Annotated in this window: 20 protein-coding genes and 1 pseudogene; 17 read left to right on the top strand and 4 right to left on the bottom strand. The window is 52.5% G+C overall.

Features of this window, described 5'->3' with window-relative positions; translation table 11 throughout:
- Window positions 1–62: 62 nt before the first annotated feature.
- Together yaaA and JTI98_RS01130 are read right to left on the bottom strand one after the other, a co-directional pair.
- Entirely contained in the window at window positions 63–836 is a 774-nt protein-coding gene (yaaA, locus tag JTI98_RS01135; RefSeq protein ID WP_058587605.1) for a peroxide stress protein YaaA, read from the bottom strand.
- 69 nt (window positions 837–905) lie between these two features.
- Window positions 906–2,336 carry a sodium:alanine symporter family protein gene (locus JTI98_RS01130; RefSeq protein WP_216081831.1) on the bottom strand — a complete coding sequence of 477 codons (1,431 nt, stop codon included), beginning with the start codon at window positions 2,334–2,336 and terminating at the stop codon, window positions 906–908.
- A gap of 283 nt (window positions 2,337–2,619) precedes the next feature.
- Between JTI98_RS01130 and tal the strand changes: the two genes are divergently transcribed.
- From tal to JTI98_RS01115, 3 genes are all read left to right on the top strand, one after another.
- On the top strand, window positions 2,620–3,573 hold the full coding sequence (gene tal, locus JTI98_RS01125; protein ID WP_042998014.1) for a transaldolase: 954 nt from the start codon (window positions 2,620–2,622) through the stop codon (window positions 3,571–3,573).
- A gap of 110 nt (window positions 3,574–3,683) precedes the next feature.
- Window positions 3,684–4,271, top strand: coding sequence for a molybdopterin adenylyltransferase (gene mog / locus JTI98_RS01120; RefSeq protein ID WP_054176427.1), 588 nt, complete (start codon window positions 3,684–3,686; stop codon window positions 4,269–4,271).
- Between the two features lie 119 nt (window positions 4,272–4,390).
- Complete coding sequence (locus tag JTI98_RS01115; protein WP_044327786.1) at window positions 4,391–5,698, top strand: MFS transporter; 1,308 nt, start codon at window positions 4,391–4,393, stop codon at window positions 5,696–5,698.
- A 35-nt stretch (window positions 5,699–5,733) separates the two neighbouring features.
- On the opposite strand, the gene satP is transcribed toward JTI98_RS01115, so the two are convergent.
- Window positions 5,734–6,300 carry an acetate uptake transporter gene (satP, locus tag JTI98_RS01110; RefSeq protein ID WP_042998011.1) on the bottom strand — a complete coding sequence of 189 codons (567 nt, stop codon included), beginning with the start codon at window positions 6,298–6,300 and terminating at the stop codon, window positions 5,734–5,736.
- Between the two features lie 355 nt (window positions 6,301–6,655).
- On the opposite strand from satP, the gene dnaK reads away from it, so the two are divergent.
- From dnaK to nhaR, 8 genes are all read left to right on the top strand, one after another.
- Window positions 6,656–8,572 carry a molecular chaperone DnaK gene (gene dnaK, locus JTI98_RS01105; RefSeq protein ID WP_042998010.1) on the top strand — a complete coding sequence of 639 codons (1,917 nt, stop codon included), beginning with the start codon at window positions 6,656–6,658 and terminating at the stop codon, window positions 8,570–8,572.
- Between the two features lie 85 nt (window positions 8,573–8,657).
- Entirely contained in the window at window positions 8,658–9,791 is a 1,134-nt protein-coding gene (dnaJ, locus tag JTI98_RS01100; RefSeq protein WP_042998009.1) for a molecular chaperone DnaJ, read from the top strand.
- A gap of 346 nt (window positions 9,792–10,137) precedes the next feature.
- Window positions 10,138–10,902 carry an outer membrane protein OmpK gene (locus JTI98_RS01095; RefSeq protein WP_042998008.1) on the top strand — a complete coding sequence of 255 codons (765 nt, stop codon included), beginning with the start codon at window positions 10,138–10,140 and terminating at the stop codon, window positions 10,900–10,902.
- Between the two features lie 20 nt (window positions 10,903–10,922).
- Window positions 10,923–12,416 (top strand): sulfatase, encoded by a 1,494-nt coding sequence (locus JTI98_RS01090; RefSeq protein WP_216081830.1) that lies wholly within the window; start codon window positions 10,923–10,925, stop codon window positions 12,414–12,416.
- Between the two features lie 96 nt (window positions 12,417–12,512).
- The gene (locus tag JTI98_RS01085) at window positions 12,513–13,712 is read left to right on the top strand and encodes an anaerobic sulfatase maturase (protein WP_216082218.1); all 1,200 of its coding nucleotides are present in this window, start codon (window positions 12,513–12,515) and stop codon (window positions 13,710–13,712) included.
- A 24-nt stretch (window positions 13,713–13,736) separates the two neighbouring features.
- The gene (locus JTI98_RS01080; protein ID WP_046401618.1) at window positions 13,737–14,999 is read left to right on the top strand and encodes a hypothetical protein; all 1,263 of its coding nucleotides are present in this window, start codon (window positions 13,737–13,739) and stop codon (window positions 14,997–14,999) included.
- 132 nt (window positions 15,000–15,131) lie between these two features.
- Complete coding sequence (gene nhaA, locus JTI98_RS01075; protein WP_042998005.1) at window positions 15,132–16,298, top strand: Na+/H+ antiporter NhaA; 1,167 nt, start codon at window positions 15,132–15,134, stop codon at window positions 16,296–16,298.
- 64 nt (window positions 16,299–16,362) lie between these two features.
- Window positions 16,363–17,262: a transcriptional activator NhaR gene (gene nhaR, locus JTI98_RS01070; protein WP_042998004.1), complete on the top strand. Its 900-nt coding sequence runs from the start codon at window positions 16,363–16,365 to the stop codon at window positions 17,260–17,262.
- 60 nt (window positions 17,263–17,322) lie between these two features.
- Here nhaR and rpsT read toward each other — a convergent pair whose 3' ends face one another.
- The gene (gene rpsT / locus JTI98_RS01065) at window positions 17,323–17,586 is read right to left on the bottom strand and encodes a 30S ribosomal protein S20 (RefSeq protein WP_003018940.1); all 264 of its coding nucleotides are present in this window, start codon (window positions 17,584–17,586) and stop codon (window positions 17,323–17,325) included.
- A 108-nt stretch (window positions 17,587–17,694) separates the two neighbouring features.
- Here rpsT and JTI98_RS21060 point away from each other — a divergent pair.
- From JTI98_RS21060 to ispH, 6 genes and pseudogenes are all read left to right on the top strand, one after another.
- Window positions 17,695–17,907 (top strand): annotated as a pseudogene (locus JTI98_RS21060) (DUF2575 domain-containing protein); the annotation flags it as partial.
- 7 nt (window positions 17,908–17,914) lie between these two features.
- Entirely contained in the window at window positions 17,915–18,853 is a 939-nt protein-coding gene (gene ribF / locus JTI98_RS01060) for a bifunctional riboflavin kinase/FAD synthetase (RefSeq protein ID WP_042998003.1), read from the top strand.
- A gap of 34 nt (window positions 18,854–18,887) precedes the next feature.
- On the top strand, window positions 18,888–21,704 hold the full coding sequence (gene ileS, locus JTI98_RS01055) for an isoleucine--tRNA ligase (protein WP_044256032.1): 2,817 nt from the start codon (window positions 18,888–18,890) through the stop codon (window positions 21,702–21,704).
- Window positions 21,704–22,192, top strand: a complete 489-nt coding sequence (gene lspA / locus JTI98_RS01050; protein ID WP_216081829.1) for a signal peptidase II — start codon at window positions 21,704–21,706, stop codon at window positions 22,190–22,192. Before ileS ends, lspA begins: the two co-directional genes overlap by 1 nt.
- A 122-nt stretch (window positions 22,193–22,314) precedes the next feature.
- On the top strand, window positions 22,315–22,764 hold the full coding sequence (fkpB, locus tag JTI98_RS01045; RefSeq protein ID WP_042998001.1) for an FKBP-type peptidyl-prolyl cis-trans isomerase: 450 nt from the start codon (window positions 22,315–22,317) through the stop codon (window positions 22,762–22,764).
- 1 nt (window position 22,765) lies between these two features.
- On the top strand, window positions 22,766–23,692 hold a 927-nt coding region (ispH, locus tag JTI98_RS01040; protein ID WP_216081828.1), incomplete at its 3' end, for a 4-hydroxy-3-methylbut-2-enyl diphosphate reductase.

Raw genomic sequence — 23,692 nt, 5'->3', positions numbered from 1 at the left:
CTGTCAGGCGGTGGAGATGAGAAATCCGGATAAGGCGTAGCCGCCATCCGGCGAAATGCGCATTACTGCTCGTGACGCTTAAACACCAGTTCGCCGTTGCCAGACGCGGCGTCATCAAAGAAGTAACCTTCGCTGTTAAAGCCGGTGAGCTGTTCAGGCGTCGTCAGGCGGTTTTCAATGATGTAGCGGCTCATCAGGCCGCGCGCCTTTTTGGCGTAGAAACTGATGACTTTGAACTTACCGTTTTTCTCGTCGAGGAAGACAGGTTTAATCAGCTCGGCATTCAGTTTCTTCGGTTTCACGGCGCGGAAGTATTCATCCGATGCCAGGTTAATCACCACCTGGTCGCCCTGTGCGGCGAGCGCTTCATTAAGCTTATCCGTGATGATATCGCCCCAGAACTGATACAGATCCTTCCCTTTGGCGTTCTCCAGACGGATACCCATTTCCAGACGATAAGGTTGCATCAGATCCAGCGGGCGCAGCACGCCATATAAACCTGAGAGCATACGCAAATGCTGCTGGGCAAAATCGAAATCGGCTTCACTGAAGTTTTCGGCCTGTAGTCCGGTATAAACATCGCCTTTGAAAGCCAGAATGGCCTGACGCGCGTTTTCTGGCGTGAAGTCCGGCTGCCAGTCATGAAAACGGGTGGCGTTTAGATCGGCGAGTTTGTCGCTGATGTTCATCAGCTTGCCGATTTGCGGGGCTGAAAGTTTACGCGCCACATGAATCAGTTGCTGCGAGTGATCCAGTAATTCAGGTAGCGTATGGCGCGTTGTTGCCAGCGGGCTCTGGTAGTCGAGCGTTTTTGCAGGTGAAATCAGAATCAGCATATCCAGTCCTTGCAGGAAATTTACTGCGACTGTAGCAAAAAACACGACTGAGTTGATCGATAGTTGCGATTAGTCTCGCGGTATGTCGTCCCAGGCATCTGGTGCCAGTTGCTGTCCGATGTCCGGGTAACGCAGTGGATCAAACACTGGGCGAACGCCGAGTTTACGCTGACGCAAGTAGTCGCTGGCCAGGGTACGCACCACCGGAGAGAGCAACAATATTGCCGTCAGGTTAGTGATCGCCATGCAGGCCATGATGATATCCGCCAGTTGCCACAGCAGCGGGGAGCTGAGCAAGGTGCCGACCACGACGGTTGAACAGGAGGTAATGCGTAAAGCCCAGATGAAGCGCTTATTGTCCAGCTTCAGAAAGTACAGATTGTTTTCCGCATAGATGTAGTTAACCACAATAGAGCTGAAGGCAAACAGAATCACAATGACTGCGACGAATGCCGCGCCCCACTCTCCGACCAGTGTATTCATCGCTTTCTGCACCAGTTGGATCCCTTCCATCGGCGCATAGGTGGCGTCGTTACCGGCCAGTAAAACCAACATTGCCGTTGCGCTACAGACGATCAGCGTATCGATAAAAATGCCGATCATCTGCACGATCCCCTGTGCCGCAGGGTGCGGCGGCCAGGATGCTGCTGCGGCAGCAGCGTTAGGCGTTGAGCCCATTCCGGCTTCATTGGAGAACATACTGCGTTGAAAACCGCTGGTGATCGCCTGACTCAGCGTATACCCCGCCACGCCGCCCGCCGCTTCTTGCCAGCCAAACGCGCTTTTGACGATAGAAATGATGATGTCCGGCAGTTGGTCGATGTTGATCAGACAAACCACCAGGCTGGTGACCACCCACATCAACGCCATCACAGGGACAAACCACTGCATCATCCGCGCCACGCCTTTGATCCCGCGGACGATAACCAACAGGGCGGCAATCGCCATGACAATACCGGTAGCAACCGGAGGGAAATCAAACGCGAATTTGAGAGCACGGGAGACGGAGTTGGCCTGCACGCTGTTGAACACCAGGCCGTAGGCGATCAGCAAAAAGATGGCGAATAACACGCCCATCCAGCGCATGCCTAAACCACGTGCCATATACCAGGCGGGGCCGCCGCGAAACTGACCGTGGCGATCGCGTTCTTTGTAGAGTTGTGCGAGGGCACATTCAGCAAATGAGGTCGCCATCCCAATGATGGCGGCGCTCCACATCCAAAACACCGCACCTGGTCCACCTGCGGTAATGGCCAGCGCCACACCCGCCAGGTTACCACTACCGATACGGGCGGCAAGGCCGGTGCAGAGTGACTGAAAAGAGGTTAACCCTCCCGGCTGCGGGTTAATGCTGTTTTTCAGACTTCTGCCAACCTGGCGGATATAGCGAAACTGGACGAAGCCTGTGCGCCAGGTAAACCAACACCCTGCTCCGAAGAGCAGGTAGATCATTACCGATCCCCAGAGCACATCATTAATGAACGTGAAAAAATCAGGCATTAACATCCCTCTTGTTGCTGCCGGTACGCTGTAACAACCCTGTGTAAGCGTTACCAATTGTCGAATAGTATATACGCTGCCGGACAATTGATAGCGGCCGAGTAGTATACATGAGGTTGTGTACCGGAATGGCGCGTCACATCAAGCCCGGACCAGAAATTGTCCGCAGATGCCCTCATGGGGATAAGCGCATTGTCTGCGGTTGCGCTGTCACAACGTCGTGTTATCATCAGGGCAGACCGGTTACATCCCCCTAACAAGCTGTTTAAAGAGAAACACTATCATGACGGACAAATTGACCTCCCTTCGTCAGTTCACCACCGTGGTGGCCGACACCGGAGACATCGCGGCAATGAAGCTGTATCAGCCGCAGGATGCCACAACCAACCCTTCTCTCATTCTTAACGCAGCGCAGATCCCGGAATACCGTAAGCTGATTGATGACGCCGTGACGTGGGCTAAGCAGCAGAGCAATGACCGCGCACAGCAGATTGTTGACGCTACCGACAAACTGGCCGTAAACATCGGTCTGGAGATCCTGAAACTGGTCCCGGGTCGTATCTCCACGGAAGTGGATGCTCGCCTGTCTTATGACACCGATGCCTCTATCGCCAAAGCGAAACGCATCATCAAGCTGTATAACGACGCAGGCATCAGTAACGATCGCATTCTGATCAAACTGGCTTCAACCTGGCAGGGCATCCGCGCTGCTGAGCAGCTGGAAAAAGAAGGCATCAACTGTAACCTGACGCTGCTGTTCTCCTTTGCGCAGGCGCGAGCTTGTGCTGAAGCGGGCGTATTCCTGATCTCTCCGTTCGTGGGCCGTATTCTTGACTGGTATAAATCCAATACCGACAAGAAAGAGTATGCGCCGGCGGAAGATCCGGGCGTGGTTTCCGTAACGGAGATCTACGAATACTACAAACAGCACGGCTATGAGACCGTAGTGATGGGCGCAAGCTTCCGTAACATCGGTGAAATTCTTGAGCTGGCTGGCTGCGATCGCCTGACCATCGCACCGGCGCTGCTGAAAGAGCTGGCGGAAAGCGAAGGGGCTATCGAGCGTAAACTGTCCTTCTCTGGCGAAGTGAAAGCGCGTCCGGAACGCATCACCGAGTCTGAGTTCCTGTGGCAGCACAACCAGGATCCCATGGCGGTAGACAAGCTGGCGGACGGTATCCGTAAGTTTGCTGTTGACCAGGAAAAACTGGAAAAAATGATCGGCGACCTGCTGTAATCATTGATGCGTGACCGGTACGCCGGTCACGCTACCTCTTCTCAACCCTGTCTGTCCTTCCCTTCGCAGTGTATCATTCTGTTTAACGAGACTGTTTAAATGGAATAATCATGAACACCTTACGTATTGGCTTAGTTTCCATTTCTGACCGCGCCTCCAGCGGTGTCTATCAGGATAAAGGTATTCCGGCGCTGGAAGAGTGGCTATCGACGGCGCTGACCACCCCTTTTGAGGTGCAGACACGCTTGATTCCTGACGAGCAGGCCATCATCGAACAAACGCTGTGTGAGCTGGTGGACGAGATGAGTTGCCATCTGGTGCTGACCACCGGCGGCACCGGTCCTGCGCGTCGTGATGTGACGCCGGATGCGACCCTCGCAGTTGCCGATCGCCAGATGCCTGGTTTTGGCGAACAGATGCGGCAGATTAGCCTGCACTTTGTACCGACGGCGATCCTGTCGCGCCAGGTCGGGGTGATTCGCAAGCAGGCGTTAATCCTCAATTTACCGGGCCAGCCGAAATCCATTAAAGAGACTCTGGAAGGCGTGAAGGATGCCGAAGGGAATGTCGTTGTGGCGGGTATCTTCGCAAGTGTACCGTATTGTATACAGCTTCTCGATGGGCCGTATGTGGAAACCGCGCCGGAAATCGTAGCATCTTTTCGCCCGAAAAGCGCAAGACGTGAAATAAACGCCTGAAATTAGTCTTTTTGTAAGATAAGCGGCGGTGAAAGTGGCGTGTTGATTTGTTTACGATATAGTAAGTTTTACTTTACATGTATCGTTCATAACAACGCTCCTCAGACTTATGGTTCGCTATGTCACAACATACACGCCCCCTTAATCGCCAGGATTACAAAACGCTGACGCTGGCCGCCCTTGGCGGCGCGCTTGAGTTTTATGATTTTATTATCTTTGTCTTTTTCGCTGCAGTGGTAGGGGAGTTGTTTTTCCCCGCTGATATTCCCGAATGGCTACGTCAGGTTCAAACCTTTGGCATCTTCGCTGCCGGATATCTGGCGCGTCCGTTAGGCGGCATCATCATGGCGCACTTTGGCGATCTGGTCGGGCGCAAAAAGATGTTCACCCTGAGCATTTTGTTGATGGCGGTTCCCACGCTGGCGATTGGTCTGCTGCCAACGTACGCCTCTATGGGAATTATTGCGCCGCTATTGTTGCTGCTGATGCGTATTTTGCAGGGGGCGGCGATTGGCGGTGAAGTTCCGGGTGCATGGGTGTTTGTGGCCGAGCACGTTCCCGAACGTCGTATCGGCATTGCCTGCGGAACGCTAACGGCGGGTCTGACGGTGGGGATCCTGCTGGGTTCCGTAGTGGCCACTCAGGTGAATACCCTTTTAACGCAACAGGCTGTGCATGACTATGGCTGGCGAATTCCGTTCTTGTTGGGTGGGATTTTTGGGCTGGTGGCGATGTATTTACGCCGTTGGTTACAGGAAACGCCGATCTTTCTGGAGATGCAGCAGCGTAAGAGGCTGGCGCAGGAACTGCCGGTGAAGTCGGTCGTAGTGAAACATCAGAAGGCAGTGGTGATCTCCATGCTTCTGACCTGGCTGCTCTCCGCAGGGATTGTGGTGGTGATTTTGATGTCGCCGGTCTGGCTGCAAAAACAGTACGGATTGGCCCCAGCCCTGACGTTGCAGGCAAACAGCGTGGCGACCATTATGCTTTGCGTGGGTTGCCTGTTGGCGGGCTATATTGTCGACCGCGTTGGCGCCAGCAAAACCTTTATTGTTGGCAGCCTGTTATTGGCTTGTTCGAGCGGGTTGTTCTACCACCTGGCGGGCACACATCCGCAATATCTGTTCCTGCTTTATGGGCTGGTGGGGCTGTGTGTGGGAGTGGTGGGCGCAGTGCCATACGTGATGGTGCGCGCGTTTCCTGCGGAAGTCCGCTTTACCGGCATTTCATTTTCCTACAATGTTTCTTATGCCATTTTCGGTGGGCTGACGCCGATTGTCGTCACATTGCTGATGAGCGTCTCGCCGATGGCTCCAGGCTGGTATGTGCTGGCGTTGTCGCTGGTGGGATTGGGACTGGGAATTTGGTTGCGACAGGACATGTATTATCGCGATACGGAAATGCAGGCTGAGCTACAACAGCCGTAATAATGATCCCCCCTTAGCGGGGGGATACTGATGAATCAGTGTTTTTCACCAATCGGCAGAATGGTACGGCCAAACTGTTCGTTCAGCACTTCGCCCATCGCCAGGTAAATGGCGCTGGCGCCACACACTAAGCCAACCCAGCCGGCAAAGTGGATCACGGCTTCGTTACCCGCGATGTTACCCACAGCCAACAGAGCGAACAGAACCGTCAGGCTCAGGAACACGAACTGCAACATGCGTGCGCCCGTCAGCGTACCGAAGAACATAAACAGTGTGAATACGCCCCACAGGCCCAGGTAGGCGCCAAGGAACTGGGCATTCGGCGCTTCTGTCAGACCCATTTTCGGCATCAGCAGGATCGCGACCAGCGTAAGCCAGAACGAGCCGTAAGAGGTGAAAGCGGTCAAACCGAAGGTATTCCCTTTTTTGTATTCCAGCAGGCCAGCAAAAATTTGCGCGATACCGCCGTAGAAAATTCCCATCGCGAGAATAATACCGTCAAGAGCGAAGAAACCCGCGTTATGCAGGTTAAGCAGAATGGTGGTCATGCCGAAGCCCATCAGGCCCAGCGGTGCCGGGTTAGCCAACTTAGTGTTGCCCATAAATCCTCAAGATCATCATTAATTGAATGGTGAAATAGTTATCCCCGCTAAAACATGACGCCGTTCGGGGCGCGGCATAATAATCAGGAGAGAAGGGGCTGTCTATGATCTCATCGGGGGAAAAGAGTGAATTTCTGCCGTGATCGCCATCACACATCATCCAGGCGATTTATTTCAACAAAAGCAAAAATTTTTTTCATTCCCCCCTTGATGAAGTGGGTTACGACCCCACTTAGTAGTCAACCGCAGTGGTGAGTCTGAAAAAAAACGAATCAGGGTAGTTGAAACCGCACGTTTCGCCCTTATTACAGACTCACAACCACATGTTGACCGAATTTTTAGTGGAGACGTTTAGATGGGTAAAATTATTGGTATCGACCTGGGTACTACCAACTCTTGTGTAGCGATTATGGACGGCACTACTGCACGTGTGCTGGAGAACGCCGAGGGCGATCGCACCACGCCTTCTATCATTGCTTATACCCAGGATGGTGAAACTCTGGTTGGTCAGCCGGCTAAACGTCAGGCAGTGACAAACCCGCAAAACACCCTGTTTGCGATTAAACGCCTGATTGGCCGCCGCTTCCAGGACGAAGAAGTTCAACGTGATGTTTCCATCATGCCGTACAAAATCATTGGCGCCGACAACGGCGATGCATGGCTGGATGTGAAAGGTCAGAAAATGGCACCGCCGCAGATCTCGGCTGAAGTGCTGAAGAAAATGAAGAAAACGGCTGAAGATTACCTGGGTGAACCGGTAACGGAAGCGGTTATCACTGTACCTGCTTACTTTAACGATGCTCAGCGTCAGGCAACCAAAGACGCCGGTCGTATCGCAGGTCTGGAAGTGAAACGTATCATCAACGAACCGACTGCCGCTGCGCTGGCATACGGTCTGGATAAAGAAGTCGGTAACCGTACTATCGCGGTTTACGACCTCGGTGGTGGTACTTTCGATATCTCTATTATCGAAATCGACGAAGTTGACGGCGAAAAAACCTTCGAAGTTCTGGCAACCAACGGTGATACCCACCTGGGTGGTGAAGACTTCGACAGCCGTATGATCAACTATCTGGTTGAAGAATTTAAGAAAGATCAGGGCATTGACCTGCGTAACGATCCGCTGGCCATGCAGCGCCTGAAAGAAGCGGCAGAAAAAGCGAAAATTGAGCTTTCTTCTGCGCAGCAGACCGACGTGAACCTGCCGTACATCACTGCAGATGCCACCGGTCCGAAACACATGAATATCAAAGTGACTCGCGCGAAACTGGAAAGCCTGGTCGAAGATCTGGTGAACCGTTCCATCGAGCCGCTGAAAGTCGCTCTGCAGGACGCTGGCCTGTCCGTATCTGATATCAACGACGTTATCCTCGTGGGTGGTCAGACGCGTATGCCAATGGTGCAGAAGAAAGTAGCTGAGTTCTTTGGTAAAGAACCGCGTAAAGACGTGAACCCGGACGAAGCCGTGGCGATCGGTGCTGCCGTTCAGGGTGGTGTATTGACCGGTGATGTGAAAGACGTACTGCTGCTGGACGTTACCCCGCTGTCTCTGGGTATCGAAACCATGGGTGGTGTGATGACGGCGCTGATCTCCAAAAACACCACTATCCCAACCAAGCACAGCCAGGTGTTCTCTACTGCGGAAGACAACCAGTCTGCGGTAACCATCCATGTGCTGCAGGGTGAACGTAAACGTGCGTCTGATAACAAATCTCTGGGTCAGTTCAACCTGGATGGGATCAACCCGGCACCGCGCGGCATGCCGCAGATCGAAGTGACCTTCGATATCGATGCTGACGGTATCCTGCACGTTTCCGCGAAAGACAAAAACAGCGGTAAAGAGCAGAAGATCACCATCAAGGCGTCTTCTGGCCTGAATGAAGAAGAAATTCAGAAAATGGTTCGCGAAGCGGAAGCGAACGCCGAGTCTGACCGTAAGTTCGAAGAGCTGGTTCAGACCCGCAACCAGGGTGACCATCTGTTGCACAGCACTCGCAAGCAGGTTGAGGAAGCCGGCGAACAACTGCCAGCTGACGACAAAACCGCTATCGAGTCTGCACTGAGCGCACTGGAAACGGCGCTGAAAGGTGAAGACAAAGCGGCTATCGAAGCGAAGATGCAGGAGCTGGCGCAGGTTTCCCAGAAACTGATGGAAATCGCTCAACAGCAGCACGCACAGCAGCAGGCAGGTTCCGCTGACGCTTCCACAAACAACGCGAAAGATGATGATGTTGTCGACGCTGAGTTTGAAGAAGTGAAAGACAAAAAATAATCGCCCTTTGAACGGGTAATTACTGGCACGGGCGAAGAGGTTTCCTCTCCGCCCGTGCACGCATGTTAAGGGCAGATAAAAAGAGATGGCTAAGCAAGACTATTACGAGATTTTAGGCGTTTCCAAATCAGCGGAAGAGCGTGAAATCAAAAAGGCCTACAAGCGCCTGGCCATGAAATTTCACCCGGACCGTAATCAGGGTGATAAAGAGGCCGAAGCCAAGTTTAAAGAGATCAAAGAAGCGTATGAAGTCCTGACCGACTCGCAAAAACGCGCCGCTTACGACCAGTACGGACATGCTGCGTTTGAGCAAGGCGGTATGGGTGGCGGCGGCGGTTTTGGCGGCGGCGCTGACTTCAGCGATATCTTTGGTGACGTTTTTGGCGATATCTTTGGCGGTGGTCGGGGTCGTCAACGTGCTGCGCGTGGGGCCGATTTACGTTACAACATGGATCTCACCCTGGAAGAAGCCGTACGTGGCGTGACCAAAGAGATCCGCATTCCGACGCTGGAAGAGTGTGATGTTTGCCACGGCAGTGGCGCGAAAGCGGGGACTCAGCCGCAGACTTGTCCGACCTGTCATGGTTCCGGTCAGGTGCAGATGCGCCAGGGGTTCTTCGCGGTTCAGCAAACCTGTCCGCACTGTCAGGGACGCGGTACGCTGATCAAAGATCCGTGCAACAAGTGCCACGGCCATGGTCGCGTCGAGAAGAGCAAAACGCTGTCGGTTAAAATCCCGGCTGGCGTGGATACCGGCGACCGCATTCGTCTTTCAGGCGAAGGTGAAGCTGGCGAGCACGGCGCACCGGCAGGGGACCTGTACGTTCAGGTTCAGGTGAAACAGCACCCGATCTTCGAACGTGAAGGTAACAACCTGTACTGTGAAGTGCCGATTAACTTTGCGATGGCTGCACTTGGCGGTGAGATTGAAGTTCCGACGCTGGATGGCCGCGTGAAGCTGAAAGTGCCCAGCGAAACGCAGACCGGAAAACTGTTCCGCATGCGTGGCAAAGGCGTGAAGTCAGTCCGTGGTGGCGCGCAGGGCGATTTGTTGTGCCGCGTCGTGGTCGAAACACCGGTCGGTCTGAACGAGAAGCAGAAACAACTGCTGAAAGACCTGCAGGAAAGCTTTGGCGGCCCAACCGGCGAAAATAACAGCCCGCGCTCCAAGAGTTTCTTTGACGGTGTGAAAAAGTTCTTTGACGATTTGACCCGCTAATCACTGGCTAACGACGTTCTCATTGAGTAAAAACCGGTATTCCCTGTGAGGGGATACCGGTTTTTTATTATCTGGACCCACTGTTTATAAAAATGAATGTGATTTTTATAACAAGCTGAATAAACAGGTATACGGCACCAGAATAAAATAATAGATGAGTCTTTATTAAAAGTGATGGACTTAGCATCTCTAAAACAACATTTTTTGACACCTTGTTTTTGGCAGGCTTTAACTCTTCTGATGTGAGATTTACATCACTCTTCTTCGATTCTGTTCAGTTAGTATTTGTCGCCGTGGTAAAGGGGTTTTACTGCGGAATAAAATATAGCTATGAGGAATAGATTAAATGCCTCGGATAAAAAACGTATTATTAACCAGTCTGGTGCTGGCTGCGCCTTCTCTTTTTAGCCACTCCGCACAGGCGCTGGAATATAAAAATGCGTTCGGTTCAATTAATGCGGGTTATGCTGACTGGAATAGCGGGTTTGTCAATGTTCATCGTGGCGAAGTCTGGAAAGCGACAGCAGATTTCGGTATCAATTTTAAAGAGGCTGAGTTTTATTCATTTTATGAAAGCAATGTCTTAAATCACTCTGTTGCCGGGCGTAACCATACGGTATCAGCCATGACCCATGTCCGCCTGTTTGATTCCAACTATACCTTCTTCGGCAAACTTTATGGTCAGTGGGAAAACACCTGGGGCGATGACCTTGATATGTTTTATGGCCTGGGCTATCTCGGCTGGACAGGTAATTGGGGGTTCTTTAAACCGTATATTGGATTACATAATCAATCTGGCGATTATGTTTCGCAGAAATACGGGCAAACCAGTGGCTGGAACGGTTATGTGCTGGGATGGACTGCGGCCTATAATTTTACGCTTCTTGAGGAGAAATTCGTTCTCTCAAACTGGAATGAAATTGAATTCGATCGCAATAACGCTTACGCGGAACAGCAATATGGTGACTATGGCATTAATGGCGGCCTGACGCTGGCATGGAAATTCTATCCCTGCTGGAAGGCGACAGTCACCTGGCGTTATTTCGAAAATAAATTAGGTTACGACGGTTTCGGTGACCAGATGATTTATATGGTCGGATATGAATTTTAATAAAAGGCAAAGGAGTTGAAATGAAAAGAACAATCGTTGCCAGTATGATTGGTCTGGCGTTATGTGCCGGAAGCACATTGCAAACCGCGCAGGCGGCGTTGGGTAAACGGCCTAATCTGGTCATTATTATGGCTGATGATCTGGGCTATGGTGATCTAGCCACTTATGGGCATCAAATCGTAAAAACCCCTAATATCGACAAACTGGCGCAGGACGGGGTGAAATTCACCGACTACTATGCACCCGCTCCGTTGTGTTCTCCTTCTCGGGCCGGGTTATTAACCGGACGAATGCCATTTCGCACCGGGATCCGCTCCTGGATCCCGGAAGGAAAAAATGTCGCACTGGGCCGTAACGAACTGACGATTGCCAACTTGTTAAAGCAGCAGGGTTATGACACGGCGATGATGGGGAAATTACACCTCAATGCGGGAGGTGAGCGTACCGATCAGCCGCAGGCAAAAGATATGGGCTTTGACTACAGTCTGGTGAATGCGGCGGGGTTCGTGACAGATTCCACGTTAGATAATGCAAAAGAACGACCGCGTAACGGCATGGTGTATCCGACCGGATTTTTGCGTAATGGCAAACCCATTGGTCGAGCGGAAACTTACAGCGGTGAACTGGTCAGTTCAGAAGCGGTTAACTGGCTGGATAACAAAAAAGATGATAATCCGTTTTTCTTGTATGTCGCCTTTACGGAGGTCCACAGCCCGTTGGCTTCTCCGAAAAAATACCTCGATATGTATTCGCAATATATGAGCGCTTATCAGAAACAGCATCCGGAGGAGTTCTACGGTGACTGGGCGGATAAACCCTGGCGCGGCACGGGAGAATATTACGCGAACATCAGTTACCTGGATGCCCAGGTCGGTAAAGTGCTGGATAAGATAAAAGCAATGGGTGAAGAAGAGAACACCATTGTGATTTTTACCAGCGATAACGGCCCGGTGACGCGTGAGGCGCGTAAAATATATGAACTGAATCTCGCGGGTGAGACGGATGGGTTACGTGGCCGTAAAGATAACCTGTGGGAAGGTGGGATTCGTGTTCCGGCAATCATTAAGTATGGCAATCATCTTCCACAGGGAATGGTCACGGATACACCGGCTTACGGTCTTGACTGGCTGCCGACGCTGGCAAGCATGATGAATTTTAAACTGCCAACCGATCGTACTTATGACGGGCAATCCCTGGCTCCCGTACTGGCGCATAAAACCTTAAAACGCGAAAAACCGATGATCTTTGGTATTGATATGCCGTTACAGGATGATCCGACCGATGAATGGGCGATTCGGGATGGCGACTGGAAAATGATCATCGATCGTGAAAATAAACCCAAGTATCTCTATAACCTGAAAAAGGATCGTTCCGAGACGCTTAATCAGTTGGGTAAACAGCCTGAAATCGAAAAAAGAATGTATGGCGAATTCCTGAAATATAAACAGAACATTGATAACGATTCTTTAATGAAGGCTCGCGGTGATAAACCGACACCGGTTACCTGGAGTTAATGGACGAATAATAAGAACAGTAAGTATGCCACTTAGGGCGCTGCCCGCCTGATTCAGTACATCGTGCTGAATCAGGTCCTTTTATTAATGGGTCTGGTGATGCAAAGAAAAAGCTGTCAGGTCATGGTGAAACCAACAGGATCGGTCTGCAATCTGGACTGTAAATACTGTTTTTATCTGGAGAAAGAGAAGCTCTATCCCGATAGAAAAAGTCATTACAGAATGTCAGATGAGATACTTGAATTATTCGTCAAACAGCATATCGCCGCACAGGATGTGGATGACGTTATTTTTGCGTGGCAGGGAGGAGAGCCTACGCTGATGGGGATTGCGTTTTATCGGCGGGCCGTTGAACTCCAGCAGCGTTATGCGGCCGGAAAAACAATCATTAATACCTTTCAGACGAACGGCATTTTGATCGACGATGCATGGGCGCGTTTTTTCAGGCAACAGGATTTTCTGGTCGGCATCTCTATTGATGGTGATGCTGCATTGCATGATGAATGGCGGGTGACGCGTGCCGGCAAATCGACGCATGCTAACGTTGTCCGGGCGCTTCAATGTCTGGTGCGCCATGATGTTGAATTTAATACGCTCACGGTGGTGAACGGCACGAATATGCACCATCCACTCCTGGTCTATCAGTTTCTGAAAAGTATCGGGAGTCGCTATATGCAGTTTATTCCACTGGTCGAACGAAGGTCTGCCAGTAATAATTCGATGCTGGCGACGCCTGCGGATAAGCAAGCCGCAGTGATGCCATGGTCTGTTGAATCCCTGGCATTTGGCCAGTTTCTTAATGCCATTTTTGATATCTGGCTCCGTCAGGATATTGGCGATATCGGTATACAGTTATTTGAGCAGACGCTGGCGGCCTGGTGTGGGTTGCCGCCGCAGGTATGCGTATTTTCTCCAACGTGTGGCAGTGCTTTTGCAATGGAAATGAACGGTGATGTCTATAACTGCGATCACTTTGTTTATCCGCAGTACGCGTTGGGAAATATTAAGAACACGACACTGCGTGCGATGAATAACAGTGAGCAAAATATGCGGTTTGGCGATGAGAAGCGTCGAACCATGGCGCAGGAGTGCCATTCCTGTCCGTGGCAGTTTGCCTGTCACGGTGGCTGTCCTAAACACCGCTTTTTGCCGACCGACTTCGGCTCTTTTGCACAAAACTACCTGTGCGCGGGCTACCAGGCCTTTTTTGCCCACACCGCACCCGCAATGAAATCAATGAAAGCGCTCTATGAAAAAGGTATTTCACCTTCAGAGATAAAATCGTTATTCGCTTGAAGGCGATACTCGCAGGGAGTGAATATGTTTTCACGTATTAATGTCGATGCATGCAAAACGTCAGGCTGTAAAAACCTCGGCGTGTTGAATAGCCCTGACTATTCGGTGCAGGGGAAATATGTCCTGTGTCGTGCGTGTGGATTTTTGTTCCCTCTGATTTCTGAACGTTCGCTGAACCTTTTTCGCCAATCGGCTAATCAGCTATGGTCAGGTCTGATTAAAGTTTGCCCGGGCTGTGGAGGGGCCACATTAAAGAAGTATGGCTTTTCCGCTCAGGGAGCTCCGCGGCTCTATTGTCTCCAGTGCCATAAAACTTTTATTTCTCCCGTCGGGGATAAAACCGATCCTCGCCAGGAAGCGCTCGCCAGGCTTATTCAAGAAGGACACTCGCTGGCAGATATTCGTACCTCGTTAACGCTCGATAGCACGGGCCTGAACCGGCTATTACAAAAATTATCCCGCCAGTCGAATCAGGTGGAACGTGCGTATATTTTCCAAAAATTGGATTTAATCATGAGTACCCGTGCTTTTCGGGTAAAGTTTAACGGCGGCGACGGCTGTTTGTATGTTCTGGTCACGGCAGAGGAGAACAGTGGCAGGGTGATTGCCGTCACCACGAATTATTCAACGCTGCCTGTAGAAGACGAATACCGGTACACATCTTATTATGAAGAGCGCCTCGCACCCGGCACATTAACGCATCTCGTCCAGCGTAAAGAGCTGATCATCATGCGCCGCAATATCTTATTCGATGTGGACTATGGCCCCGCGTCGCTGCATAAAAACGATCCAGGGATGTTGGTCAAACCGGTTCTGCCTGCTTACCGACATTTTGAGTTAGTGAAAGCGTTGACGGATGAACGTTCCCTCAACGTTCAACACTACATAGAACAGGAATGTTTTATCTTTGGTGGATGCCTGATGGCGAATTTGCAGCATGTTCAGCAAGGCCGTTGCCATATTTCCTTTGTGAGAGAAAGAGGGTGTTCACCGCGGCAAAACGACATCCCATACCGAATGTTTCAGAGTGGCGGTATTCGTAACAATGTCTGGCGCACGTTTTCTACCCGGGATTATGCACTGGCGATATGTAATCTCACCGGTACTAAGAAAACGAGCATGTTGCGCTATGCCACGCTTGCTGGCGCAACGGCGTTCATTCAATACGTCAATAATCATCCTTTTCTACCGCAGCTTAATCGTATGTCCCCAGCCAATGTCACCGCCACGCTGGACTACCTCCGCTACACCTTCAATCGTCTGTGCAACGAACAGTACGATCGCTGATTCCGTCATACTTCATGATACAATTTACTCGAAAAAACCGATCGTTTAACCATATATAATCTAATTTTAACGATGAGTTGTGGGGAGTATGATAGTAATTACGAAGTATTCACCTTATAGAGAGAATAAAAAGTGAAACATCTGCATCGTTTCTTCAGCAGTGATGCCTCTGGGGGCATCATTCTTATCATCGCCGCCGCACTGGCCATGCTGATGGCCAACATGGGTGTAACCAGTGGATGGTACCACGCCTTTCTCGAGACGCCTGTCCAACTGCGCGTTGGTGCGCTTGAGATCAATAAAAACATGCTGTTATGGATCAATGACGCCCTGATGGCGGTGTTTTTCCTGTTGATTGGCCTTGAGGTTAAGCGTGAGCTGATGCAGGGCTCACTGGCGAGTTTGCGTCAGGCGGCTTTCCCGGTGATTGCCGCCATCGGCGGAATGATTGTCCCGGCGCTGCTGTACCTGGCCTTTAACTATGCCGATCCGATCACTCGCGAAGGCTGGGCGATCCCGGCCGCCACGGATATTGCGTTTGCGCTGGGCGTTCTGGCGCTGCTCGGCAGTCGGGTGCCGTTGGCGCTGAAAATTTTCCTGATGGCGCTGGCGATCATCGACGATCTCGGCGCGATAGTCATTATTGCTCTGTTTTATACCAACGATCTGTCGATGGTTTCGCTGGGCGTTGCGGCGTTTGCCATAGCATTGCTGGCGATTCTGAATCTGTGCGGCGTCCGGCGCACGGGGGTGTACATCCTCATTGGCGCAATACTGTGGACCGCGGTGCTGAAATCCGGCGTCCATGCGACGCTGGCAGGGGTGATCGTCGGCTTTTTCATTCCATTGAAAGAGAAACACGGGCGTTCCCCGGCAAAGCGTCTGGAACATGTTCTGCATCCGTGGGTGGCGTATCTGATCCTGCCGCTGTTTGCTTTTGCCAATGCGGGCGTTTCATTGCAGGGCGTGACGATGGACGGACTGACGTCCATTCTGCCGCTCGGCATTATTGCGGGCCTGCTGGTAGGTAAGCCGCTGGGGATCAGCCTGTTCTGTTGGTTGGCGCTGCGTCTGAAGCTGGCGCAACTGCCGGAAGGAACCTCATTCCCGCAAATCATGGCGGTCGGCATCCTGTGCGGCATTGGTTTTACGATGTCGATCTTTATCGCCAGCCTGGCCTTTGGCAGCGTGGATCCGGAGCTGATTAACTGGGCGAAGCTGGGGATCCTGATTGGCTCCTTGCTGTCAGCGGTGATTGGCTACAGCTTGCTGCGCGCACGTTTACGCCCGTCAGTCTGATTGGGCGAGTTAGCAGGGGAGCCTCGTTCGGCTCCCCCTTTGTGATATTTATCAGAGAGAGTGTATGTCCCACATTAATTACAACCATCTCTATTACTTTTGGCACGTCTATAAGGAGGGGTCCGTGGTCGGTGCGGCGGAAGCGCTTTATTTAACGCCGCAAACTATCACCGGACAGATTAAAGCGCTTGAGGAACGCCTGCAGGGCAAACTCTTCAAGCGTAAGGGGCGAGGTCTGGAGCCCAGCGAGCTTGGTGAGCTGGTTTTTCGCTATGCGGATAAAATGTTTACTCTCAGCCAGGAGATGCTGGATATCGTGAACTACCGCAAAGAGTCCAATCTGTTATTTGATGTGGGGGTGGCGGATGCGCTGTCGAAGCGATTGGTCAGCAACGTACTGGATGCCGCCGTCGTTGAAGGGGAACAGATCCACCTGCGCTGTTTTGAATCAACCCACGAAATGCTGCTGGAACAGCTCAGCCAGCATAAGCTGGATATGATTATCTCGGATTGCCCGATTGACTCGACGCAACAGGAAGGGCTGTTTTCGGTGAAGATTGGCGAGTGTAGCGTGAGCTTCTGGTGTACCCAGCCGTTACCGGAAAAATCCTTCCCGGCCTGTCTGGAAGAGCGACGTTTGCTGATCCCCGGCCGGCGTTCGATGTTAGGACGCAAGTTGCTGAACTGGATTAATTCCCAGGGGCTGAAGGTCGAGATTCTGGGAGAGTTCGATGACGCCGCATTGATGAAAGCCTTTGGCGCAACGCACAACGCGATTTTCGTGGCCCCGACGCTCTATGCGCATGACTTTTACGCAGACGATTCGGTGGTTGAAATTGGTCGCGTGGAGAATGTGATGGAGGAATACCATGCCATCTTTGCCGAGAGGATGATTCAGCATCCGGCGGTACAGCGTATCTGTAATACGAACTATTCGGCGTTATTTACGCCCCAGAACAAATAGTCCAGACATAAAAAAACCCGCTTGCGCGGGTTTTTTCACAAAGCAACAATCAACAGGCGATTAAGCCAGTTTGTTGATCTGTGCAGTCAGGTTAGCTTTATGACGTGCAGCTTTGTTTTTGTGGATCAGACCTTTAGCAGCCTGACGGTCCACGATTGGTTGCATTTCGTTAAATGCTTTCAGTGCAGTAGCTTTGTCGCCAGCTTCGATAGCTGCGTATACTTTCTTGATGAAAGTACGCATCATAGAGCGACGGCTTGCGTTGTGCTTACGAGCCTTTTCAGACTGAACGGCGCGCTTCTTAGCTGATTTGATATTAGCCAAGGTCCAACTCCCAAATGTGTTCTATATGGACAATTCAAAGGCCGAGGAATATGCCCTTTTAGCCTTCTTTTGTCAATGGATTTGTGCAAATAAGCGCCGTTAATCTAGCGGCACTCGTTACGTAGTGATGGCGCAGGATTCTACCAGCTTGCGGTCTGTGAATACAGCTTTTCAGCGATAAAAATTGAATTGCTTTGTCAGTTTGTGGTCGGTATTTGCCTCAGGGTAATGAAATCCATCTGCTTTCTGTTTCGCCACATCAATCGCCGGTTAACCTTGACCGCCGTACAAGGTATACTTTGGCGATTTTCACTGTTTTGAGCCAGACATGAAGCTGATACGCGGCATACATAATCTCAGTCAGGCCCCACACGGGTGTGTGCTGACTATTGGTAATTTCGACGGCGTGCATCGTGGTCATCGTGCGCTGCTGCAAGGTTTGCAGGAAGAAGGGCGCAGGCGTGGCTTACCGGTGATGGTGATGATTTTTGAGCCGCAGCCGCTCGAACTGTTTGCGACAGACAAAGCCCCTGCGCGGCTGACCCGCCTGCGTGAAAAATTGCGTTATCTCGCGCAATGCGGCGTCGATTACGTGCTGTGCGTGCGCTTTGACCGCCGTTTCGCCGCCCTGACGGCACAGACCTTTATCAGCGAACTGCTGGTGAATCGTCTTGGGGTGCAATTTCTCGCGGTGGGGGATGATTTCCGCTTTGGCGCTGGTCGCGAAGGCGATTTCTTGTTATTACAGAAGGCGGGTGTGGAATATGGTTTCGATATTACCAGCACCCAAACCTTCTGCGAAGGCGGCGTGCGTATCAGCAGTACCGCCGTGCGTCAGGCGCTGGCACAGGACAACCTGGCCCTCGCCGAAAGCCTGTTGGGCCATCCGTTTACCATTTCAGGCCGTGTTGTACACGGTGATGAACTCGGGCGCACCATTGGTTTCCCGACGGCAAACTTACCGCTGCGTCGTCAGGTTTCCCCGGTAAAAGGGGTCTATGCGGTAGAAGTGATGGGGCTTGGCGAGAAGCCATTGCCCGGCGTGGCGAACATCGGGACCCGTCCGACGGTTTCGGGCGTGCGCCAGCAACTGGAAGTGCATCTGCTGGATGTTGCAATGGACCTCTATGGTCGCCATATAGATGTAGTGCTGCGTAAAAAAATACGCAATGAACAGCGATTTGCTTCGCTGGATGAACTCAAAGCGCAGATTGCGCGAGATGAATTAACTGCCCGTGATTTTTTTGGGCTATCAAAACCGGCTTAAAGGCCTGGGTAATCAATACGGAACCGAGAATCTGATGAGTGACTATAAATCAACCCTGAATTTGCCGGAAACAGGGTTCCCGATGCGCGGCGATCTCGCCAAGCGTGAACCGGGAATGCTGGCGCGTTGGACTGATGATGACCTGTACGGCATCATTCGTGCGGCCAAAAAAGGCAAAAAAACCTTCATTCTGCATGATGGCCCTCCTTATGCGAATGGCAGCATTCATATTGGTCACTCGGTTAACAAGATTCTGAAAGACATTATCGTGAAGTCCAAAGGACTCGCGGGATATGACTCGCCTTACGTTCCGGGTTGGGACTGTCACGGTCTGCCGATCGAACTGAAAGTGGAGCAGGAATTCGGCAAGCCGGGCGAAAAATTCACCGCGGCGGAGTTCCGTGCGAAGTGCCGTGAGTACGCAGCAACTCAGGTTGACGGGCAACGTAAAGACTTTATCCGTCTGGGCGTGCTCGGCGACTGGTCGCATCCGTATCTGACGATGGACTTCAAAACGGAAGCCAACATCATCCGCGCGCTGGGCAAAATCATCGGCAATGGTCATCTGCATAAAGGCGCGAAGCCGGTGCACTGGTGCGTAGATTGCCGTTCTGCGCTGGCAGAAGCGGAAGTGGAATACTACGACAAAACCTCTCCGTCGATCGACGTGGCCTTTGTTGCTGCGGATCAGGACGCGGTGAAGGCAAAATTTGGCGTGGCGAATGTCAACGGGCCAATCTCGTTGGTCATCTGGACCACCACACCGTGGACGCTGCCGGCAAACCGCGCGATTTCCGTGGCGCCGGACTTTGACTACGCGCTGGTACAAATCGACGGTCAGGCGGTGATCCTGGCAAAAGATCTGGTTGAAAGCGTGATGCAGCGCATTGGCGCGACAGGCTATACCGTTCTCGCCACCGTAAAAGGGGCGGAGCTTGAACTGTTGCGCTTTACCCATCCGTTTATGGGCTTCGACGTTCCGGCGATCCTCGGCGATCACGTGACGCTGGATGCCGGTACGGGCGCGGTACATACCGCGCCAGGCCATGGTCCGGATGACTATGTCATCGGCCAGAAATACGGTCTGGAAGTTGCTAACCCGGTAGGTCCGGACGGTGCTTATCTGCCGGGTACTTATCCGACACTGGACGGTGTGAACGTCTTTAAAGCGAACGATATTGTGGTTGCGCTGCTGACCGAAAAAGGCGCGCTGCTGCACGTTGAGAAAATGCAGCACAGCTATCCGTGCTGCTGGCGTCACAAATCACCTATCATCTTCCGTGCAACCCCGCAGTGGTTCATCAGCATGGATCAGAAAGGTCTGCGCGAGCAGTCTCTGAAAGAGATCAAAGGCGTGCAGTGGATCCCGGACTGGGGCCAGGCGCGTATCGAATCGATGGTAGCGAACCGTCCTGACTGGTGTATTTCTCGTCAGCGTACCTGGGGCGTGCCGATGTCTCTGTTCGTTCACAAAGACACTGAAGAGCTGCACCCGCGCGCCATCGAACTGATGGAAGAAGTGGCAAAACGCGTTGAAGTTGACGGTATTCAGGCCTGGTGGGATCTCGACCCGAAAGACATTCTGGGTGACGAAGCCGATCAGTACGTGAAAGTGCCGGATACCCTGGACGTCTGGTTTGACTCTGGTTCAACGCACTCCTCCGTCGTGGATGTCCGCCCGGAGTTCGCCGGTCATGCCGCGGATATGTATCTGGAAGGCTCCGACCAGCATCGTGGCTGGTTCATGTCGTCTCTGATGATCTCCACCGCGATGAAAGGCAAAGCGCCGTATCGCCAGGTACTGACGCACGGTTTTACCGTCGATGGTCAGGGCCGCAAGATGTCCAAGTCTATCGGTAACACCGTTTCGCCACAGGATGTGATGAACAAACTGGGCGCTGACATTCTGCGTCTGTGGGTGGCATCAACCGACTACACTGGTGAAATGGCGGTATCGGATGAGATCCTCAAACGTGCTGCCGACAGCTATCGTCGTATCCGTAACACCGCGCGCTTCCTGCTGGCGAACCTGAACGGGTTTGATCCGGCGAAAGACATGGTGAAACCGGAAGAGATGGTGGTACTGGACAGATGGGCGGTGGGCTGCGCGAAAGCGGCGCAGGAAGACATTCTGAAAGCGTACGAAGCCTACGATTTCCACGAAGTGGTACAGCGCCTGATGCGTTTCTGCTCCGTCGAAATGGGGTCGTTCTATCTCGACATCATCAAAGACCGTCAGTACACCGCGAAAGCGGAAAGCCGGGCGCGTCGCAGCTGTCAGACCGCGCTGTACCATATCGCGGAAGCGCTGGTACGCTGGATGGCGCCGATCATGTCCTTCACCGCAGATGAAATCTGGGGCTACCTGCCGGGTTCTCGTGAGCAGTATGTCTTCACCGGTGAGTGGTACGAAGGCCTGTTTGGTCTGGCGGACAGCGAAGCGATGAACGATAGCTTCTGGGACGAGCTGCTGAAAGTGCGTGGCGAAGTGAACAAAGTGATCGAACAGGCGCGTGCGGATAAGAAAGTGGGCGGTTCCCTGGAAGCGGCAGTCACCCTGTATGCCGAACCTGAACTGGCTGCGAAGCTGACCGCACTGGGCGATGAATTACGATTTGTCCTGTTGACCTCCGGGGCGAAAGTCGCTGACTATGCCGGGGCTCCTGCAGATGCGCAGCAGAGCGAACTGCTCAAAGGGCTGAAAATCGCCCTGAGTAAAGCCGAAGGTGATAAGTGCCCGCGTTGCTGGCATTACACGACGGATGTCGGCAAGGTAGCGGAACACGCAGAAATTTGCGGACGCTGTGTCAGCAACATCGCCGGTGATGGCGAAAAACGTAAGTTTGCCTGATGAGTAAGCCTCTTTGTTCAACAGGGCTACGCTGGCTGTGGCTGGTGGTAGTCGTGCTGATTATCGATTTGGGCAGCAAGTACCTGATCCTCCAGAATTTTGCTCTGGGGGATACGGTGCCGCTGTTCCCGTCGCTTAATCTGCATTATGCGCGTAACTATGGTGCGGCGTTTAGCTTCCTCGCTGATAGCGGCGGCTGGCAGCGCTGGTTCTTTGCCGGTATCGCGATCGGTATCTGTGTCATTCTGGCGGTGATGATGTATCGCTCCAGCGCGGCGCAAAAGCTGAATAATATCGCGTATGCGCTAATCATTGGCGGCGCGCTGGGGAACCTGTTCGACCGCCTGTGGCATGGTTTCGTGGTCGATATGATCGATTTCTACGTCGGGGACTGGCATTTTGCTACGTTTAACCTCGCCGATAGTGCGATCTGTATCGGCGCCGCAATGATTGTCCTGGAAGGATTCCTGCCGAAAAAGCAGGCGTAATACAGTGCCGGATGGTGGCGTAATCGCCTTATCCGGCCTATAAAATAGCGCGATCCTTGTAGGCCCGATAAGTGCAAGTGCCATCGGGCTAACTGGTGAGTCACAACAAGTGAGCAACCTGCATGTCTAAATCAGTACAGAGTAACAGTGCGGTGCTGGTGCACTTCACCTTAAAACTCGACGATGGCTCCACCGCAGAGTCAACCCGTAATAACGGCAAGCCCGCGCTTTTTCGCCTGGGGGATGGCTCTCTGTCTGAAGGACTGGAGCAACATCTTCTCGGACTGAAAGACGGCGATAAAACCACTTTTTCCCTGGAGCCGGATGCCGCGTTTGGCATCACGACGCCTGACCTGATTCAGTATTTCTCGCGCCGCGAATTTATGGACGCCGGCGAACCTGAAATCGGGGCTATTATGCTCTTTACCGCAATGGACGGCAGTGAGATGCCTGGTGTGATCCGCGAAATCAACGGTGACTCCATCACCGTCGATTTTAACCATCCGCTGGCCGGGCATACCGTTCATTTTGATATTGAAGTGCTGGAAGTCGATCCGGCACTGGAGGCGTAACATGCAGATCCTGTTGGCCAACCCGCGCGGTTTTTGCGCTGGTGTAGACCGCGCTATCAGCATTGTTGAAAACGCGCTGGCCATCTACGGCGCGCCGATTTACGTTCGTCATGAAGTGGTACATAACCGCTACGTGGTCGACAGCCTGCGCGAACGCGGAGCGATTTTCATCGAGCAGATCAGCGAAGTGCCAGACGGCGCAATCCTGATCTTCTCCGCGCACGGCGTCTCTCAGGCGGTGCGCAACGAAGCGAAAGGCCGTGACCTTACCGTCTTTGATGCGACCTGTCCGCTGGTAACCAAAGTGCATATGGAAGTGGCGCGCGCCAGTCGTCGTGGCGAAGAGTCGATCCTGATTGGTCACGCCGGACACCCTGAAGTGGAAGGCACAATGGGGCAGTACAGCAACCCGGCAGGGGGCATGTACCTGGTTGAATCGCCGGAAGATGTTTTTTCGCTCAAGGTGAAAAACGAAGGCAAGCTCTCCTTTATGACCCAGACCACGCTCTCCGTGGACGATACCTCAGACGTGATTGACGCACTGCGTCAGCGCTTCCCGAAAATCGTCGGACCGCGTAAAGATGACATTTGCTACGCCACTACCAACCGTCAGGAAGCGGTGCGCGCGCTGGCGGAGCAGGCGGATGTTGTGCTGGTGGTGGGCTCAAAAAACTCATCGAACTCCAACCGTCTGGCTGAACTGGCGCAGCGGATGGGGAAAGCGGCGTTTCTGATTGACGATGCGACCGATATCCAGGAAGCCTGGGTGAAAGAGGCGAAATGCGTGGGCGTGACTGCAGGCGCGTCAGCGCCGGATATTCTGGTGCAAAACGTCATCGCTCGCCTACAGGAACTCGGCGGTGGCGAAGCGGTTCCGCTGGAAGGCCGCGAAGAGAATATTGTCTTCGAAGTGCCAAAAGAGCTGCGT

It is taken from the genome of Citrobacter sp. MGH 55 (assembly GCF_016906145.1).
GTDB classification, from domain to species: Bacteria; Pseudomonadota; Gammaproteobacteria; order Enterobacterales; family Enterobacteriaceae; genus Citrobacter_A; species Citrobacter_A amalonaticus.
Note: the sequence above shows the minus strand (reverse complement) of the source record. Positions and strands in the feature narration are given on the sequence as shown.

Coding starts and splice junctions, on each gene's coding strand:
- yaaA (WP_058587605.1), bottom strand. CDS start 836: ATGCTGATTCTGATTTCACCTGCAAAAACGCTCGACTACCAGAGCCCG.
- JTI98_RS01130 (WP_216081831.1), bottom strand. CDS start 2,336: ATGCCTGATTTTTTCACGTTCATTAATGATGTGCTCTGGGGATCGGTA.
- tal (WP_042998014.1), top strand. CDS start 2,620: ATGACGGACAAATTGACCTCCCTTCGTCAGTTCACCACCGTGGTGGCC.
- mog (WP_054176427.1), top strand. CDS start 3,684: ATGAACACCTTACGTATTGGCTTAGTTTCCATTTCTGACCGCGCCTCC.
- JTI98_RS01115 (WP_044327786.1), top strand. CDS start 4,391: ATGTCACAACATACACGCCCCCTTAATCGCCAGGATTACAAAACGCTG.
- satP (WP_042998011.1), bottom strand. CDS start 6,300: ATGGGCAACACTAAGTTGGCTAACCCGGCACCGCTGGGCCTGATGGGC.
- dnaK (WP_042998010.1), top strand. CDS start 6,656: ATGGGTAAAATTATTGGTATCGACCTGGGTACTACCAACTCTTGTGTA.
- dnaJ (WP_042998009.1), top strand. CDS start 8,658: ATGGCTAAGCAAGACTATTACGAGATTTTAGGCGTTTCCAAATCAGCG.
- JTI98_RS01095 (WP_042998008.1), top strand. CDS start 10,138: ATGCCTCGGATAAAAAACGTATTATTAACCAGTCTGGTGCTGGCTGCG.
- JTI98_RS01090 (WP_216081830.1), top strand. CDS start 10,923: ATGAAAAGAACAATCGTTGCCAGTATGATTGGTCTGGCGTTATGTGCC.
- JTI98_RS01080 (WP_046401618.1), top strand. CDS start 13,737: ATGTTTTCACGTATTAATGTCGATGCATGCAAAACGTCAGGCTGTAAA.
- nhaR (WP_042998004.1), top strand. CDS start 16,363: ATGTCCCACATTAATTACAACCATCTCTATTACTTTTGGCACGTCTAT.
- ribF (WP_042998003.1), top strand. CDS start 17,915: ATGAAGCTGATACGCGGCATACATAATCTCAGTCAGGCCCCACACGGG.
- ileS (WP_044256032.1), top strand. CDS start 18,888: ATGAGTGACTATAAATCAACCCTGAATTTGCCGGAAACAGGGTTCCCG.
- lspA (WP_216081829.1), top strand. CDS start 21,704: ATGAGTAAGCCTCTTTGTTCAACAGGGCTACGCTGGCTGTGGCTGGTG.
- fkpB (WP_042998001.1), top strand. CDS start 22,315: ATGTCTAAATCAGTACAGAGTAACAGTGCGGTGCTGGTGCACTTCACC.